Genomic DNA, 18437 nt, shown 5'->3' on the forward strand with positions numbered 1-18437 from the left:
GATCCAGCGCGGGGGGAGGTCCTGCCCTACGCCGGGGAAACCGGAACGTCCCGGTACCGGTCCCGGGTCTCGAAGGCCTCGGCCCGGTCGGCGGCACCGGCCACGAGCCGCACCGCCGCCCGGTGGTTCAGGGACACCGCCTGCGCGTCCCCGTGCCGCGACGAACCGCCGTCCGCCACCGACCGGTGGCCCAACTGCCCATCCGTGTCATCGCCGGGCACCTGCTGCACGGGTGCGTGCGCGCCCCGCACGGCAGGGTGGCCGCCGGACCGCGTCGCCGTACCCGCCGTGGGCGAACCGGCGACGGAGCGCGGACCGGCGAACCTCGCGGTGGCCGTCGCCGCGGCCTTCCCGGAGTCGTCACCTGGGTGCGTGCCGGCCGCCGGTGACTTCGGCGCGGGCGCCGCCGTGACCGGCGGTGTCTGGCCGGGGAGTTCGGACCCGGACGGCAGGTTCGGCAGCCCCGGAAGCTCGGGCAGGCCAGGGGCTCCGGGCAGTTCGGGGGCGTCGGGGAGTTCGGGGGTGTCGGGGAGTTCGGGCGCGGGCAGGGGCGGCAGGCTCGGCAGCGGCGGCGTCTGGGCGTGCGGCTGCGCGAGTTCCTCGGTCACCGTCTCCACGAGATCGCCGACCGGTCGCAGCACAGCTCCGTCCACGGCGCCGACCACGTCCTCGACGAGGTCGTTCTCCGGGCTCGCCGACAGCGACGTGTCCGCCCGGCCCGTCGGAACGGTCGGGCTGATCGGAACAACAGGGACCGCGGGAGCGGGCTTGGCCGAGGTCGCCTTCGTCGGCGTGGCGGCAACCGTCCCCGTCGTCCCCGACCTCACCGTCGCGGTTGCCGTCAGGCCATCCGCCGCACTCGCCTGTCCTCCGCAGAGGAACCCGAGTGCGCACAACCCGCCCACCAGCAGCACCAGGTGCAGCGCACGCCGCCCAGCCGCGGTGCGCAGACTGCGCAGAGCGGCACCAGGCAGTGTGGCCGGCCAGGTCAAGGGGACGGGTCCTCCCGTGGGGCGCAACGCATCACGCGTGTCGAGCAACCAGTCGGTGCGACGCGGTACGAGCGAGCGGTTCGGACGTGCAGTGGGGACGGGCGGTGCGCGGGGCACCGCTGACGCGGCACCGATACTCGCACGGGAGTGCGGAGGTTACGCAAGCCCCCCGTTACCGATGCACCTCATGTCCCTTTTGCCGGCCGCATCCGGATGTCGCCGGATCGACAAATCACCGCCCGACCGGGCTCGTTGCCGGATCGGGTTCGTTGCCTGACCGGGTTCGTTGCCCGATGGGGCTCGATCCTCGTCACGGCCCGCCGTTCCAGTCCCCGCACACCCGCACACCCGCCCGTCCGCCCGCCCGCTTACACCGTGTCCGGGATCGGTATCGGCCGCTTCTCGATCGCCGCGGCCATCACCTCCGGGAACAGATCGGGCGTACAGGCGAAGGCCGGTGCGCCGAGGGCGGCGAGCGCGGCCGCGTGCTCCCTGTCGTACGCGGGCGCCCCCTCGTCGGAGAGCGCGAGCAGCGCCACGAACTGCACCCCCGACGCCTTCATCGCCGCCACCCGCTTCAGCATCTCGTCGCGTATGCCGCCCTCGTAGAGGTCGCTGATCAGCACGACGACCGTCTCCGCGGGCCGGGTGATCTGCGACTGGCAGTACGCCAGCGCCCGATTGATGTCGGTACCGCCGCCCAGCTGGGTGCCGAACAGGACGTCGACGGGGTCGTCGAGCTGGTCGGTGAGGTCGACGACCGCGGTGTCGAAGACGACGAGCCGGGTGTCGATGGACCGCATGGAGGCGAGCACCGCGCCGAACACGGACGCGTAGACCACCGACGCCGCCATCGATCCCGACTGGTCGATGCAGAGCACGACCTCCTTCTTCACCGACTGCGAGGCCCGCCCGTACCCGATGAGCCGCTCCGGCACGATCGTCCGGTACTCCGGCAGGTAGTGCTTGAGGTTGGCCGCGATCGTGCGGTTCCAGTCGATGTCGTGGTGCCGCGGCCGGCTGACGCGGGCACTGCGGTCGAGGGCGCCGGTGAGGGTGGCCCGGGTGCGGGTGGCGAGCCGCTTCTCGAGGTCATCGACGACCTTGCGGACGACGGCACGTGCCGTCTCCTTCGTCGTCTCCGGCATCGCCTTGTTGAGGGAGAGCAGCGTGCCGACGAGATGCACGTCGGCCTCGACCGCCTCCAGCATCTCCGGTTCGAGCAACAGCGTGGCGAGGCCGAGCCGGTCGATGGCGTCGCGTTGCATGACCTGTACGACGGAGGACGGGAAGTAGGTCCGGATGTCCCCGAGCCACCGCGCCACGGACGGCGCGGACGCCCCCAGCCCCGCGGAACGCTCCCGCCCCGACTGCTTGCCCTGCCTGTCCCCCTTTCCGTAGAGCGCGGTCAGCGCCCCGTCCATCGCAGCGTCCCGTCCGCCGAGCGCGCAGCCGGTGCCGTCGGCGGTGTCGCCCCCGAGCACGAGCCGCCAGCGCCGCAGCCGCTCCTGCGCCGGGTCCATGGCCTCGGTCGTCATCCGGCCACCCCCGTCCGCGGCCGCGCCCAGAGCGGAACCACTCGGACAGTCCTGGCCGGCCCTTCGCCCGCCGTTCGCGCGTCTCCCCCCGCGCCCGTCGCTCCCGCCCGTTCCTTCGGTGCACCCGGCCGATCGGTCGTCATCGCCCCACCCCCACAAGGTCGTTGTCCGCGGCGCCCGCAGGGTCGCCGTCCAGTCCCAGCAGCAGCCGGATCACCGGCAGCACCGCATCCGCACGTTCCAGGTCGAGGTCCGCCCCGAAGCCGGGTATGCCGGACCCCCCGCCCACCACGCCACCCCGCTCGCCCGGCCCCCGCCGGACCAGCTCGCCGAGCGTCCGCCGCACCCCCGGCTCGTACGCCGAGAAGGTCCGCCGCAGCAACGGCAGCACGTCCGTGAACGCCTCCGCCGGCACCCCGGTCAGCCAGGCGTCGACCAGCCCGAGCAACCGCTCGTCGTGCACGAGCAGCATCCCGCCCCCGGCGCCGCCGCCGACGAACCCCTCGATCCACGCGGCCGCGTCCGCCGGTGGCGTCCCCGGTGACAGCACGAGCCCCATGAGCCGAGCCGCCTCGTCCTGCCCCAACTCCCCCTCGTCCAGCAGCAAGCGCACGGCACGCCCCCGGATGACCCCGGGCACGCTGTCCCGTCCCGACAGCACCCGAAGCACCGACCGCCAGCGCAGCCGTAGGTCACCGTGGGGAGAGGGGGAATCGGCATGTCCGACCGACGGCCCCGCCGCCACCGCGTCCGCGAGCAGCCCCACCGCCCCGTGGACCGCGTCCACATGGCGTCGCATCTCCTCCGCCGCGTCCGTGTCGAGCGCGGCGCAGGCCGGGGGCAGGCCGACGAAGACCCGCTCGGCGAGGCCCGCGGCGACCTCGGTCAGGGCGTGGGTGTCCGTGCCGCGCACGTCGCCGTAGCGCAGGGCACGGACCAGGGCGGGCAGGGCCTGGGCGAGGTGGCCGACGTCGGCGTCGAGGGCGGCGCGGTCGGCGAGGACCCGCATCACCACCGGCAGCGCCTCGGGCAGTTCGGCCAGGAGACAGCGCTCGGCCAGCGCGGTGACGTCGGCGAGGCCCGGCGCGCTGACGGCGTCCGCCGCCGCCTTGGCGGTCGCCGCGGCGAGCACCGTCGTCCCCCACACCCCGGCCTCCGCGACCCGCACGGACAACTCGGGCTCCCACCGCAGCCGCCACGTCTCCCGGAACGTCCCGGTGCTCCCCCGTGACACCGCGGGCTCGCCCCATCCGACGCCCAGCAGCCGCAGCCGGTGCAGCAGCCTGCCGCGGCCCGCGTCGGTCTCCTTGCGCAGGTCGAGCTCCAACTCCCGCTCCAGCGCCTCCGGTTTGAGCCGCAAGCGCCGCTGCGTCCGGTCGAGGTCCCGCTGCAACGGCACCGCGGGCGCCCCCTGCGGCACCTCCCCCAGCACGTCCCCGACGACGAGCCGGTCGTGCACCAGCGACAGCGGTACGTCCGAGCCCTCGCACATCACCGCGCGCACCGCGTCGGTCGTCTCGCCGAGCCCCGCCAGCGGGCGCCCCCGCATCGCCGCCAGCGTCTCGGCCAGCCGTACCGCCTCGATGACATGGGCCGAGGAGACCAGCCGGTCCTCCTCCCGCAGCAGCCCCGCCACCTTGGTCAGCCACCGTTCGACGGGCCGGTCCGGTGCGCCGAACAGATGCCCGTACCAACCCGGCGAGTCGATCCCGGCCCCGTACCCGCTGGTCCGGGCCAGCCGCCGATACGTCCACGGCACCCAGGTCATGTCCGCCTTGACCTTGGGCAGCCCCTTCACCAGGGCTCGGTCGGCGGCGACAGCGGTCCTCTCCCGCAGCGCGGGCACATGCCACGCCCCGCACACCACGGCCACACCGGACTCGAACTCCCGCCGAGCCGACCGCACCTGGAGCCGCATGTACGCCTCGCGCACGAGATCCCGCTCGTGCCCACCACTGCCGAACTCCTCCCGCAGCGCCCCCATCGCCTCCTCCAGCGCGGCGAACGGCGCGAACACGTCCCCGGTCCCGGCGCCCCGATGCTCGACGACGTCCTCCCACCACCGCTCGGGGTCGTCGTAACCGGCGGCCTCGGCGAGCACCGCGAGGGGGTCGATACGGACATCGGGCTTGCCGGACTGCTCAGTCCCGTCGGTCCCGTCGATCCCGTCGGCCTCACCCGAACTTTCAGTCCCGTCAGTCCCGTCAGTCCCGTCAGTCCCCTCAGTCCCGGTGATCCCGTCAGCCGTCGCCTCCCTCCCCCACGCCAGCGAATGCGTGGCCGGCAGGTCGATGAACCTCGCCGGGACCTCGTTCGCCAGCGCCCAGCGGATGGCCACCCATTCCGGGGAGAACTCGGCGAGCGGCCAGAACGCCGAGCGGCCCGGCTCGTCGACGGCGTGGGCGAGGAGCGCGACCGGGGGTCGCATGTCCTCGTCGGCGGCCAGCGGGATCAGCGCGTCCGCCTCGGGCGGGCCCTCGATCAGGACGACCCGGGGCCGGGCCGCGTCCAGCGCCGCCCGCACGGCCCGCGCCGAACCGGGCCCGTGGTGCCGCACCCCGAGCAGCAGAGGCTCCCTGCCGATGACCGACCCGGCCGTCCCGCCGACGGCACGCCCGGTCACCCCGTTCCCGTCCCCCACGGTCACGATCCCCTCGTCCCCCTCATGTCCCGTCACGCCGTCCCCCTCCCCTCCAGAACCACCGACCACCGCTGCCGGCGGCCCCGCCCGCGCCCCGTACGAGCGACGAGCCGCCCGCCGCCCGGCCGTCACCGGAGGTGTCCGAGCCCCCCGAACCCCCGGAGCCGCTCGCGCCCTGGCACCCGCCGGGCCGCCCCCACCCCAGGTCGTCCCCGCTCACACGCTCACCTCCCGGCAGGCGCGGTAGAAGTCCTTCCACTCGTCGCGTTCACGGACGACCGCCTCCAGGTACTCCTGCCAGATCACGCGGTCGGCCGCCGGATCACGGACCACCGCGCCGAGAATGCCCGCGGCCACATCGCCGGCCCGCAGCACTCCGTCGCCGAAGTGGGCGGCCAGGGCGAGACCGTTGGTGACGACGGAGATGGCCTCCGCCGTCGACAGCGTGCCGCTGGGCGACTTGACCTTCGTACGGCCGTCCGCGGTGACGCCGTCGCGCAGCTCGCGGAAGACGGTCACGACCCGGCGGATCTCGTCGATCCCCTCCGGCACCGCGGGCAGGTCGAGGGAGCGGCCGAGCTGGTCGACGCGCCGCGAGACGATGTCGACCTCGGCCTCGACGCTCGCCGGCAGCGGCAGCACGACGGTGTTGAACCGGCGGCGCAGAGCGCTGGAGAGGTCGTTGACCCCGCGGTCGCGGTCGTTGGCGGTGGCGATGAGGTTGAAGCCGCGGACGGCCTGCACCTCTTGGCCCAACTCCGGTATCGGCAACGTCTTCTCGGACAGGATCGTGATGAGGGTGTCCTGGACGTCGGCGGGGATACGGGTCAGCTCCTCCACCCGCGCCGTCATCCCCTCCGCCATGGCCCGCATGACGGGGCTGGGGACGAGGGCGTCCCGGCTCGGCCCGTTCGCCAGCAGTTGCGCGTAGTTCCAGCCGTACCGGATCGCCTCCTCCGGCGTGCCGGCCGTGCCCTGCACCAGCAGCGTCGAGTCGCCGCTGACGGCCGCCGCCAGATGCTCGGACACCCAGGTCTTCGCGGTGCCGGGCACACCGAGCAGGAGCAGGGCGCGGTCGGTGGCGAGCGTGGTGACGGCGACCTCGACGATGCGGCGCGGTCCCACGTACTTCGGTGTGATCACCGTGCCGTCGGGCAGCGTGCCGCCGAGCAGATAGGTGGCCACCGCCCAGGGCGACAGCTTCCAGCGGGCCGGGCGCGGACGGTCGTCCTGGGCGGCCAGCGCGGCGAGTTCGGCGGCGAAGGCGTGCTCGGCGTGCGGTCGCAGCGCCTCGGCTTCTGACGCGGGCGTGTTCGCGGGCGCGGACCCGTTCTGGCTCGGGTCGACGGTCGTCGGTTCTACGGACACAGGCATGGCTGAGTCCCCCTCCAGCTCGGCCGGTTCGGATCTGGGGACCACGTTGCACCATGCCACTGACAATCCGATCTGACCTGCGCAAACGCACTCGCCAGGGCCGCTGCCGACCCGATTGTCAGTGGGGGGATCTACCTTCGATGACATGACTCAGCAGGGGGTGCGCTGGAGCGCGGACCAGGTGCTGGCGCTGGCGCCTGACGCCGCGTCACGCAAAGCGGGAAGCAAACTCGGGGCGGCGGGGCCGTGGTCCGAGGCGGGGAGTTCCGACGAGGGGGCGGTGTGGGGGCTGTGCAAGGGCAGTGGCGGCAAGCCGTATCAGACGGTCGTGGACATCGCGGACGTGTCCGGGCCGGCGTACAAGTGCAGTTGCCCGAGCCGGAAATTCCCGTGCAAGCACGCCCTCGGGCTGCTGTTGCTCTGGGCGGGGGAGGACGGCGCGGTGCCGCGGGGACAGGCGCCGGACTGGGCGGAGCAGTGGATGGAGGGGAGGAGGAAGCGCGCGCAGGAGAGGGCCACGGCACCGTCCGGCACCGGCGCCGGTGACCCGGAAGCGGCGCGACGCAGGTCGGAGCGCCGGGCCGCGCTGGTCACGGCGGGGGTGACGGAGCTGGAGCAGCGCCTCGCGGACCTGCTGCGTGGCGGCCTGGCCGGCGCGGAACAGACCGGGTACGCGCTGTGGGAGGAGACGGCGGCCCGCATGGTCGACGCCCAGGCCCCCGGACTGGCGGCGCGGGTGCGGGAGTTGGGGTCCATACCGGCGTCCGGCCCGGGCTGGCCGGTACGGCTGCTGGAGGAGTGCGCCCTGCTCCACCTTCTCGACCAGGGGTGGCTGCGCCGCGAGTCGCTGCCGGACGGGCTGGCGGCGACCGTCCGTTCCCGCATCGGTCTGCCCGCCTCGCCGGACGGGCCCGCGGTGCGCGACCGCTGGCTGGTGCTCGCCCAGTACGACACGGCGGACACCCGCCTGACGACCCGCCGGATCTGGCTGCACGGCGCCGACTCCGGCCGCGCGGCCCTGCTCCTCTCCTACGGCGCCGCCGGCCGCGCCCCCGAACTGGCCCTGCCCGTGGGGCTGGTCCTGGAGGCGGAGGTGTCCGCCTACCCGGGCGCCGGACAGGTGCGGGCCGCCCTGGGTGAACAGTTCGCACCGCCCGCGCCCGCTCCCATACGGCCGCCGGGCATCACGACGGCCCGGGCGGCGGTGCGTTACGGCGAGGCGCTGCGCGACGACCCGTGGCTGGAGTCCGTCCCGGTCACCCTCGACCGGGTCGTCCCCACGCCGCACGGCGACACCTGGCAGCTCGCGGACGCCGACGGGGACACGGCCCTGCCCCTGACCCCCACGGCCCGTTCCCGACCGGGCCTGTGGCGCCTGGTCGCCCTCTCGGGCGGCGCCCCGGTCAAGGTCTTCGGCGAGTGCGGCCACCGTGGCTTCACCCCGCTGACGGCCTGGCCGGAGGGACCGGGAGAGCCGGTACCGCTGTACTGACCGGCCCGGCCCCGCACAGCGTGCCCGCACCACCGGCACGGCCTCGCGGCGACCCGCGCCCCGTGCCGAGCCCCCTCTCATCGACCTGGGAGCAGACACGGACACCAACGTCCACGCCACACGAACCCGTACGACAGCACACACGACACAGACGGCGCCCGCAGCACTCACAGCACGCACAGCCATCGCAGCACGCACGGCACGCACAGCGCGCACGGCACACACGGGCGACGACATCCACGTCACCCGCCTCGGCCTCCTGCCCCGACCGAGCCCCACTCCGACTCCCGCCCCCAGACTCACGCCGGGCCAAGCAGCCGCCGGCCCGTCCGCCCCACCCACCGACGCACCCCACGGAAGGGACCCGCATGAACAGCACGTCCACACCTGTGGATTCGCCCGCGCCGGACGCCTGGGAGGAGCTCGTCACCACGGCCCTGCTCGGAACGGACCGGCGTACCCCGCCGGGCGCGGCGCCGGGCCGGGAGACGCCCGCGCCCGTCGTCCTGCTGGACGCGGCGGCGACGGAGACCGTGAGGCGGCGGGCCGGGCTGCGGCCCGCCCCCGCGGCGGCGCGGCCGGAACCGGCTCCTGAGGACCCCCGCCCCGCCCTGCCCGCCGCGGCGGGCCGCAGGCTCTCGATGCTGCTGGCCGACCGTCCGGGCGCGGGCGGCAGCGGTCGCCGCGGCACCGCACCGGATTTGATGGAGCTGTTGCCGCAATGGCTCGCGGCGGCGAACGCCCGGGGTTTCGCGGCACCCCCGGAGATGCTGCCGGCGCTGCTGGACGCGGCCCGGGGGCGTACGGACCTGCGTCCGGCGGCACTGGCGTTCGCGGGACCGCGTGCCGTGTGGCTGGCGCGGCTGAACCCGGACTGGCGGTTCGCCCTGCGCGCGGCACCCGGCGGGGACCCCTCCCTGCCGCACCCGGAGGACGCGGACCGGGTCCGGAGGTTGTGGCAGGAGGGGCTCTTCGCCGAACGGGTCGCCCTGCTCGCCTCGATACGCGCCCGTGAGCCCGGCGCCGCGCGGGAGCTGCTGACGACGACGTGGGCGACGGAGCGGGCCGAGGACCGGCTGATGTTCCTCGACTCGCTGCGGACGGGACTCGGCGCGGACGACGAGCCCTTCCTGGAGCAGGCCCTGACCGACCGCAGCCGTAACGTCCGGGCGACGGCGGCCGAGTTGCTCTCGGCGCTGCCGGGCTCCGCGCTCGCCGCGAGGATGGCGGTCAGGGCGACGGCGTGCGTGGCCCTGGACCGGACGCGGCAGACACCGACGATCACCGTGGAGGCGCCGTTCGAGTGCGACGCGAGCATGGAGCGGGACGGTGTGGTGGCCAAGGCTCCGGCGGGACGGGGTGAACGGTCATGGTGGTTCGGCCAGTTGGTGGAGGCGGCGCCGCTCGGGACCTGGTCGGCGCGGCTCGGCGGGCGTACGCCCGAGGAGATCGTGGCGCTGCCGGTGACGGACGACTGGCGGTCCGAACTGCACGCCGCGTGGTGCCGGGCGGCGGTACGGCAGCGGGACGCGGCCTGGGCGCGGGCGCTGCTGGGAGCGCCCGGGGCACCCGAGGCGGGCGGGCCCGGCGCGGTGTCGTTGGCCGAACGCGCCAAGCTGCTGGGCACGCTGGACTCCGCCGAGCGGGCCGACTGGGTGGCCGGCTTCATCTCGACGCATGGTCTGTCGGAGGCGTTTCAGCTGCTCGGAGGGTGTGCGGTGCCGTGGGCCGCGCCGCTGGGGCGGGCTGTGGTCGACGCGCTCAACATCGCGCGGGACGCGGGGAGTTACCCATGGAGTTTCAGTGGTGTGATGGGGCTGGCCGAGCGGTGCCTCGACCCGTCGGAGGCGGGACGGCTCGATGGGCTGCTGGCGGTTCCGGACGAGTCGGAGGACGCGAGTCCGGGGGCCGGGGGGTACTGGGCGGAGGCGTTCCAACGGCTGGTCACGACCCTGCGGTTGCGGGCGGCCATGACCGAGGAACTGGGAGCCGCCTGACCACACCACCCACCGTCGCCAAGGCGCGCGCGAACAGCCGCTCCGGCCCACCCGCGGGTCGCCTCGGGCCCGCACCCGCGAGCCACCTCGGTCCCGCACCCGCGGGTCACTCCGGGCCCGCAGTCCGTCGTCTCGGCCTGCTCAGCCCACCCGCGAGCCGCCTCGGCCCATCCGCGAGCCACCACCTCGGCCCACCCACGAGCCGTCCCGGCCCACCCGCACGCCACCTCGACCCACCCGCTGGCCGCCTCGATCGACCCGCGATCCACACCCCACCCCCGTACAGCGACGGGCTACGCCCCGGCCGGCGTCTGTACGTTCGCCCGCACCCAGTCCACGATCTCCTGTGTCGTGGCCCCGGGCGTGAAGATCTCCGCGACGCCCTTCTCCTTGAGCGGGGCGATGTCCGCCTCGGGGATGATGCCGCCGCCGAAGACCAGGATGTCCGCCGCGTCCCGCTCCTGGAGCAGGTCGATCACGGCGGCGAAGAGGGTGTTGTGGGCGCCGGAGAGGATGGAGAGGCCGATCGCGTCGGCGTCCTCCTGGATCGCGGTGCCGACGATCTGCTCGGGAGTCTGGTGGAGCCCGGTGTAGATGACCTCCATACCGGCGTCGCGCAGCGCCCGCGCGATCACCTTGGCCCCGCGATCGTGGCCGTCGAGCCCCGGCTTGGCCACCACGACGCGGATCGGACCGGCTGCCACACCCATCACTGCCTCCATGAAGCGACTGCATCCATCCGTACCGACAGGTACCACACAGGCCATGTATGCCACCTGGACGGCGTCGATACGACACGGACGTCCTCACACCACGTTGTGCGAGGAAGTGAACGAACGTTATCTCCAGCATCCCGCAACCGGCAGTTTCGCGGTGCGGACCGAGGGGGAAATCACATGGTGGGACACGTTCGCCGCGCACCGTTCCGAGTCTTTGCGGCACCCGGACCGCAGGACCACCCTGCGGCCCCCGTACCGCAGCGGGAGCAAGCGCAACGGGAGCCGCAACGAGGTCGCCGCACCACCGCGCCGCGGGCCGCGCGCCGTGGCGGTACGGCGTGTCGACGGTGGCACGAAGGGCACGTAGGGCAGGTAAGGCACGACAGCGGGGAGCCTCGTCGCCACACCGGCAGGGAGCCTCGTCAGGTCATCGGCGCACCACGCTCCACTCGCGCCACACGCCGCGCTCGCCCCACGCGCCCTGCTCATGCCGCGCCGAAGAGTTTCGCCGCGACCTCCCACGAGGGCACACGGGGGACAGAGGCGTTCTCCTCATGTGTGCCGACAGGAGGTCGGCCATGAAGGTCACCAGGGCAGTGGCGCCGTTTCTTCCCCTGTGCGAGCGCCTGCTCCCGAGCAGGCTGGCGGGGCTGCCCGTGGCGCTGCTGAAGGCGACCGCCCTGGAGATCGCGATCCTCGCCGGCCACCTCGTCCTCTATCCCTCCGGCATCCTGCAGGAACGCCGTGCGCCGGCCGTCCCGGTCCCCTCCCAGGACGGCCCCGCGCAGCTGCCGACAGGGACCAGGCCCCCGGTCGTCCTGCTGCACGGCTTCATCGACAACCGCTCGGTCTTCGTCATGTTGCGCCGCAGCCTCCTCCAGAACGGCCACCAGCGGGTCGAGTCGCTCAACTACTCACCGCTGACGTGCGACATCCGCACCGCTGCCGAGCTGTTGGGCCGGCACATCGAGGAGATCTGCGAGCGCACCGAAAGCAGCCGGGTCGACGTCGTCGGGCACAGTCTGGGCGGGCTGATCGCGCGGTACTACGTGCAGCGTCTCGGCGGCGACCTCCGGGTGCGCACGCTGGTCACGCTGGGCACCCCGCACTCCGGCACCCGGGTGGTGCCGCTGGCGGACGCGCACCCGATCGTGCGGCAGATGCGCCCCGACTCGGACGTCCTGACGGAGCTGACCCTCCCCGCGCCGGGCTGCCGCACGCACTTCGTGAGCTTCTGGAGCGACCTGGACCATCTGATGGACCCGTTGGAGACCGCCTGTATCGACCACCCCGACCTGATGGCGCAGAACGTCCAGGTGAGCGGGATCGGGCATCTCGCCCTCCCCGTGCACCCGGCGGTCGCGACCGGGATACGGCAGGCCCTCGACACGGATCGGACCGGAACCGAGACCGGAACCGGGACCGCGGCCGGTGCGAGCGCCGGGGGCCTGACCGTGGCGTGACGCGACTGGACCCGCTGCACACGCGATCCACACGTCACAGGCGATCCACAGCCGTCCAACATCGAACAATCTTCGAACACAAAGCCAAGGTCGCGCCCGCAGTCCCCCGAAACACGCCCGGATGCCCGTTTCCTGAAGTGCTGAAACCTGCCGAATATTGTCGCGCCCGCGTACCGCCGGGTACAGTCACCGCACTGCTCTGGCAGCCCCTGTTGTCGAGGCGAAAGAGAAGTTGGTGAACGACCCGTACCCGTCGGGGACCATGACCACCCCGACCCCCGCTTCCGATGCCTCGACGCACTACGCGTCCCCCGGCGCCCAGGAAGCCCAGTACGGAGACTTCGCCGACTACGGCTACGACACGGGCGCCCACACCACCACGCACTTCGAGACGGACCCCCTCTTCGGCAGTCTCCCCGGCGAGAACACCGGGTCGTACGACGCCGGTCAGTGGTCCACGGGCAACCACCAGACCCTCAACTACGACGCCTACGCGGCCCAGCACCACGCCGCCCATGACACCGGCGCGTACGACACGACGAACTGGACCGGCGAGCACCAGCAGCTCTCCGCGATCCCGCCGCAGGCCGGTGCGGCAGACGTCAGCGGCCACTGGGACGCCAACGCCTGGCTCCAGCCCGACCAGTGCGGCAACGCCGCCGACCAGACCCAGCACTGGGAATGGGGCACGCAGACCTTCGACACCGGCACCTACGACGCCACGCAGTGGAACTCCGACGGCGCCGCGCCGGTCCACGAGGAGGCCGTCGACCACCAGTCGACAGCGGTGTTCGAGCAGGTCGACTACGACGAACCCGCCTCGCACGACACCGAGTTGAGCGCCACCGGCGAGCTGCCGGCCCTCTCCGAGGACACCTTCGCCGACGACGCCTTCACCGAGGACGCCTTCACCGAGGACGACGCCCCGCTCCTCGACGGCCAGGAGGACCCCGCCCCGGTGCCGGGCTCGCGCATGGCCGCCCGCAACGCCGGCCGTTCCCGCCGCCGTACGCCCCCCAAGCGCTCCGCGCTGATGAAGATCGCCGTGCCGTCCGCGTGTGTCATGGGCGTGACGGGGATCGCCGCCGCCTCCGTCGGTGGCCTGAGCGACGACCAGAAGACCTCCGCGGCGGCGGCCGACGTGGCGACCAAGTCCGTCCAGCCGTCCGCCGCGAACAACACGCTGGACACCCAGCTCGAGAGCCTCTCCGCGGGCGCCGACGACTTCGCCGACCGGGCCAGCCGTACGCAGGAGCGCATCGACCTCAAGGCCCAGCAGGTGGCGGAGAAGAAGAAGGCGGCGGAGGAGGCGGCCCGCAAGGAGCGGCTGCGCCCCAAGTTCGCCCTCCCGGTCGCGCAGCACGGCCTCAGCGCCTACTACGGCCAGGCCGGCGTGAACTGGATGTCCGTGCACACCGGCATCGACTTCCCCGTGTCGTACGGCGCCACCGTGATGGCCGCGACCGACGGCACGGTGCGCACGCAGTGGAACAGCGCCTACGGCAACATGATGATCGTGACCGCGAAGGACGGCACGGAGACGTGGTACTGCCACCTCTCCACCTACCGCGTCGCCTCCGGTACGACCGTGAAGGCCGGCGACCCGATCGCGTACTCCGGGAACTCCGGCAACTCCACCGGCCCGCATCTGCACTTCGAGGTGCGTCCGGCGGGCGGCTCGGCGATCGACCCGCTGCCGTGGCTGCGCAGCCACGGGCTCGACCCGACGTAGGCCTCAACCGCCTTGCGAGCCCCCGCGCTTCACAGCGGCGGGGGCTCAGTCATGCGACGGCCCCTGGCCAAGCCCGCTACAGCTTCTCCACCGGCGCGTAGCGCAGCAGCAGCCGCTTCGGCTTGGCCTCGCCGAAGTCGATCGTCGCCTCCGCGTTCGCGCCCGTGCCCTTCACCGCCGTCACGGTGCCGAGCCCGAACTGGTCGTGCGTGACCCGGTCGCCGACCGTCAGCGAGACCACCGGCTTCTCCGAGGCCCGGCGGGTCGCGAAGCCGGAGGCGCCCGACGCCGAGGAGCGGGACCGGGAGGACGACAGCGAGGCGGCGATCCCGGAGGTCGGGCCCGCCGGGGCCGAGACGGCGCCGGTGCGCTTCCACTCCAGGTGCTGCTCCGGGATCTCCGACAGGAAGCGCGAGGGCGGGTTGTACGACGGCTGCCCCCACGCACTGCGCAGCGAGGAGCGCGTCAGGTACAGCCGCTCCCGCGCGCGCGTGATGCCGACGTACGCCAGCCGCCGCTCCTCCTCCAGCTCCTTGGTCTGGCCGAGGGAGCGCATGTGCGGGAAGACGCCGTCCTCCATGCCGGTCAGGAAGACGACCGGGAACTCCAGACCCTTGGCGGTGTGCAGGGTCATGAGGGTGATGACGCCGGAGCCGTCCTCGTCCTCGTCGGGGATCTGGTCGGAGTCGGCGACGAGTGCGACCCGCTCCAGGAACTCGGAGAGCGAGGCGGACTCCTCGCCCTCGCCCGTCTCCTGCTCGAACTCCAGGGCCACGGCGGCGAGTTCCTGGAGGTTCTCGATCCGGGTCTCGTCCTGCGGGTCGGTGGAGGCCTGCAACTCGGCGAGGTAGCCGGTGCGTTCGAGCACCGCCTCCAGGACGGTCGCGGGGCCCGCGCCGGACTCGACGATGGTACGGAGCTCCTCCATCAGCACGTTGAACCGCTTCACGGCGTTCGTCGACCGCGCGGCCATGCCGTACGCCTCGTCGACCCGCTTCAGCGCCTGCGGGAAGCTGATCTTCTCGCGCTGGGACAGGGCGTCGATCATCGCCTCGGCGCGCTCGCCGATGCCGCGCTTGGGGACGTTGAGGATCCGGCGCAGCGGCACCGAGTCCTCGGGGTTGGCCAGCACACGCAGGTAGGCCAGGACGTCCCGGACCTCCTTGCGCTCGTAGAAGCGGACGCCGCCGACGACCTTGTAGGGCAGGCCGACGCGGATGAAGATCTCTTCGAAGACCCGGGACTGGGCGTTGGTCCGGTAGAAGACGGCGACGTCGCCGGCCTTCGCTTCGCCCGCGTCCGTCAGTCGGTCTATCTCGTCGGCGACGAACTGCGCCTCGTCATGCTCGGTGTCGGCGACATAGCCGGTGATGCGGGCGCCCGAGCCCGCGTTGGTCCACAGGTTCTTGGGGCGGCGGGACTCGTTGCGCTCGATGACCGCGTTGGCGGCGGACAGGATCGTCTGGGTGGAGCGGTAGTTCTGCTCCAGCAGGATCGTGGTCGCCTGCGGGTAGTCCTCCTCGAACTGGAGGATGTTGCGGATCGTCGCGCCGCGGAAGGCGTAGATCGACTGGTCGGCGTCACCGACGACACACAGCTCGGCGGGCGGCAGGTCGAACTCGGCGGGCGGTACGTCGACGGGGTGCTCGGAGGTGCCGACCAGTTCCCTGACCAGCGCGTACTGAGCGTGGTTGGTGTCCTGGTACTCGTCGACCAGGACGTGCCGGAAGCGGCGGCGGTAGTGCTCGGCGACGTCCGGGAAGGCGCGCAGCAGGTTGACCGTCGTCATGATCAGGTCGTCGAAGTCGAGGGCGTTGGCCTCGCGCAGCCGCGACTGGTACAGGGCGTAGGCCTGGGCGAGGGTCTTCTCGAAGCCGTCGGTGGCCTGGGCGGCGAAGTCCTCCTCGTCGATCAGCTCGTTCTTGAGGTTGCTGATCTTGGCGCTGAAGGACTTGGGCGGGAACCGCTTGGGGTCGAGGTCCAGGTCGCGGCAGACCAGGGCCATCAGCCGCTTGCTGTCGGCGGCGTCGTAGATCGAGAACGACGACGTGAAGCCGAGCTTCTTGCTCTCCCGCCGCAGGATGCGCACGCACGCGCTGTGGAAGGTCATCACCCACATCGCGTTCGCGCGCGGGCCGACGAGCTGCTCCACCCGCTCCTTCATCTCGCCCGCGGCCTTGTTGGTGAAGGTGATCGCGAGGATCTGGCCCGGGTGGACGTCCCGCTCGGCCAGCAGATACGCGATGCGGTGCGTGAGCACACGGGTCTTGCCGGAGCCGGCGCCGGCCACGATGAGCAGCGGGGTGCCGGAGTGCTCGACGGCGGCGCGCTGGTTCTCGTTGAGCCCCTCGACGAGGGCTGCCGCGTCCAGGACCGGGCGGGCGGCGCCGTCGCGGTAGTAGCCGTCCCGGTCCGGTGGCACGTCGAACTTCCCGCCGAACAGATCGTCCGGAACGGGTTCCGGTCCGTGCTCGTCCTCGGGCGGCGGCGGGTGCTCCTCCTCGCGGCCCTTAGGGGCCTGGAGGTCCGCCAGGAAGCTGTCATCAAAGAGGCTGCTCATCGCTCTCCGAGTCTAGGGCTCCCCACTGACACCCCGCCGCCACCCCGAGAAGTCGCGGGAAAGACAGCCCGCGGGCCCGCGCACAGGACCTGACCGCCCCGAGGCCCCCTCGCCCTCCGTGACCGTCCGGCCACGGCTCGCGACCAGGCAGGCCGAGGCGCAGATCTTGCCGTCGGACCCGAAGACAGCAGATCTTGCCGTCGGACCCGAAGACAGCAGATCTTGCCGTCGGACCCGAAGGCAGGGGAAGACCCGAAGACAGGGGAAGACAGGGGCGGCGCACGCCCCACAGCTCGCCGTGAGCGGGCACAGGCGCCGGTCACGCCGCCCGGGCGACCGCGGCGCGGCGGGAAGCCGGCGGCCGGGCACGGCCACTCCGCCAGAAATGCGAACAAGCCCCGCCAGATCGGCCCGCATTGCCCGCGCCCTGCCGCGCCCCGCCCCAAGGTCACGAAAATGTATCGGGCATATCGACCATCAACCTTCACAGGGGCCACGCGAGTTGGCTACCGTGCCGGGCAGGCCGTACGACCCCCACCGGCGAACGTCGCCGGGCCGCGCGGCCTCCGCCGAGTCCGGTACGCCTCTCCAGGCAGCCGGAGCCGGGGACCCACACCGATCCGGGGTGAATCGGCCCCACTCCCCTCCGGGGACGGCCGTAGGGCACACCTTCCGAAGCACCCGCCCGAACCCGACAGCTAACTCGGTAGGCGGAGCATGGAAGGAGTCGCCGACCTTGGCGTCGCACCGCAAGTCGTCCGCCGCGGGAGGCATACGCACCCCCGCTCTCGCCACGGCCGCCCTCACCTCCGTGGCACTGCTCTCCCAGACGGCCACCGCCGCCCCCTCGACCGACGACAAGCCGAGCATCGAGGAGGTCGAGAAGAAGGTCGACGACCTCTACCGCCAGGCGGAGTCGGCGACCGAGAAGTACAACGCGACCAAGGAGAAGACCGCCAAGCAGCGCAAGGAGGTCGACACCCTCCTCGACGACGTCGCCAAGCGCACCCAGAAGCTCAACGAGGCCCGCGAGGAACTCGGCACCTTCGCCGCGGCCCAGTACCGCACCGGCGCCTCCGCGCCCGACACGGCGACCTTCCTGCTCGCGGACTCCCCGCAGGACTACTTCGACCAGACGCAGCTGATGGGCCGTATGACGTCCCGCCAGAAGGGCGCGGTCGACGACTACGTCACCGAGCAGGCCGCGACGATGAAGAAGCGTCAGGAGGCCACCCAGAGCCTCGAGACGCTCACCGACACACAGAGCGACCTCAAGACCGCCAAGGCGACCGTCCAGAAGAAGCTCTCCGACGCGCGCGAGCTGCTGTCGCGGCTGACCGCCGAGGAGAAGGCGCGGCTCGCGGCGATCGAGAAGGAGAAGCGGGAGGAGGCCGCCCGCAAGGCCGCGGAGCTGGCGAAGCAGCAGGCGGCGGAGCAGAAGGCGGCGAAGGAGGAGGCCGCGGCCCAGGGGGTGGCGAGCGGCTCGTCGTCCTCCTCCCCCTCGCAGACCACGGACCCCTCGCAGACCACAGACTCCTCGTACGCCACCAAGGCCGAGAAGGCGCTCGCCTACGCCCGCTCACAGATCGGCAAGCCGTACGTCTGGGGCGCCACCGGCCCCGACTCCTACGACTGCTCCGGCCTCACCCAGGCCGCCTGGAACGCCGCCGGCATCTCCCTGCCGCGCACCACCTACGACCAGGTGAACGCCGGCACCACGGTCTCCCTCTCCAACGCCCGGCCCGGCGACCTCGTCTTCTTCTACGACGATGTCACCCACGTCGGCATCTACATCGGCAACGGCAAGATGATCCACGCGCCGAAGCCGGGGGCGTACGTACGCGAGGAGTCCCTCTTCTACGACGGTGAGTCGGCGATCCACAGCGTGGTGCGGCCGGCCTGACGCGCGGCACGGCCGGCGATCCACAA

General features: G+C 72.7%; 11 protein-coding genes and 1 riboswitch. Of the genes, 5 read left to right on the top strand and 6 right to left on the bottom strand.

Features of this window, described 5'->3' with window-relative positions; genetic code table 11:
• Positions 1-26: 26 nt before the first annotated feature.
• The 4 genes from ACZ56U_RS25520 to ACZ56U_RS25535 form a co-directional block, all read right to left on the bottom strand.
• Entirely contained in the window at positions 27-992 is a 966-nt protein-coding gene (locus ACZ56U_RS25520; protein ID WP_469086313.1) for a hypothetical protein, read from the bottom strand.
• A 368-nt stretch (positions 993-1360) separates the two neighbouring features.
• Positions 1361-2530 (bottom strand): VWA domain-containing protein, encoded by a 1170-nt coding sequence (locus ACZ56U_RS25525; RefSeq protein ID WP_391234589.1) that lies wholly within the window; start codon positions 2528-2530, stop codon positions 1361-1363.
• 139 nt (positions 2531-2669) lie between these two features.
• Positions 2670-5153 (bottom strand): DUF5682 family protein, encoded by a 2484-nt coding sequence (locus tag ACZ56U_RS25530; protein ID WP_469086431.1) that lies wholly within the window; start codon positions 5151-5153, stop codon positions 2670-2672.
• 234 nt (positions 5154-5387) lie between these two features.
• On the bottom strand, positions 5388-6545 hold the full coding sequence (locus ACZ56U_RS25535) for an ATP-binding protein (protein ID WP_469086314.1): 1158 nt from the start codon (positions 6543-6545) through the stop codon (positions 5388-5390).
• Between the two features lie 145 nt (positions 6546-6690).
• On the opposite strand from ACZ56U_RS25535, the gene ACZ56U_RS25540 reads away from it, so the two are divergent.
• Entirely contained in the window at positions 6691-8037 is a 1347-nt protein-coding gene (locus ACZ56U_RS25540) for an SWIM zinc finger family protein (protein ID WP_469086315.1), read from the top strand.
• A gap of 368 nt (positions 8038-8405) precedes the next feature.
• Positions 8406-10034 (top strand): DUF5691 domain-containing protein, encoded by a 1629-nt coding sequence (locus ACZ56U_RS25545; RefSeq protein ID WP_469086316.1) that lies wholly within the window; start codon positions 8406-8408, stop codon positions 10032-10034.
• Positions 10035-10327: 293 nt separating this feature from the next.
• Here ACZ56U_RS25545 and ACZ56U_RS25550 read toward each other — a convergent pair whose 3' ends face one another.
• Complete coding sequence (locus tag ACZ56U_RS25550) at positions 10328-10744, bottom strand: cobalamin B12-binding domain-containing protein (protein ID WP_469086317.1); 417 nt, start codon at positions 10742-10744, stop codon at positions 10328-10330.
• Positions 10745-11331: 587 nt separating this feature from the next.
• Between ACZ56U_RS25550 and ACZ56U_RS25555 the strand changes: the two genes are divergently transcribed.
• Both ACZ56U_RS25555 and ACZ56U_RS25560 read left to right on the top strand, forming a co-directional pair.
• On the top strand, positions 11332-12216 hold the full coding sequence (locus ACZ56U_RS25555; RefSeq protein WP_469086318.1) for a lipase family alpha/beta hydrolase: 885 nt from the start codon (positions 11332-11334) through the stop codon (positions 12214-12216).
• Between the two features lie 262 nt (positions 12217-12478).
• Entirely contained in the window at positions 12479-13948 is a 1470-nt protein-coding gene (locus ACZ56U_RS25560) for a M23 family metallopeptidase (protein ID WP_469086432.1), read from the top strand.
• A gap of 76 nt (positions 13949-14024) precedes the next feature.
• On the opposite strand, the gene pcrA is transcribed toward ACZ56U_RS25560, so the two are convergent.
• The gene (gene pcrA, locus ACZ56U_RS25565) at positions 14025-16508 is read right to left on the bottom strand and encodes a DNA helicase PcrA (RefSeq protein WP_469086319.1); all 2484 of its coding nucleotides are present in this window, start codon (positions 16506-16508) and stop codon (positions 14025-14027) included.
• Between the two features lie 571 nt (positions 16509-17079).
• A riboswitch (cyclic di-AMP (ydaO/yuaA leader) is annotated at positions 17080-17236 on the top strand.
• 8 nt (positions 17237-17244) lie between these two features.
• Here pcrA and ACZ56U_RS25570 point away from each other — a divergent pair.
• Positions 17245-18411 carry a C40 family peptidase gene (locus tag ACZ56U_RS25570; protein ID WP_469086320.1) on the top strand — a complete coding sequence of 389 codons (1167 nt, stop codon included), beginning with the start codon at positions 17245-17247 and terminating at the stop codon, positions 18409-18411.
• The last annotated feature ends 26 nt before the right edge of the window (positions 18412-18437 follow it).

It is taken from the genome of Streptomyces sp. NPDC034103 (assembly GCF_055575395.1).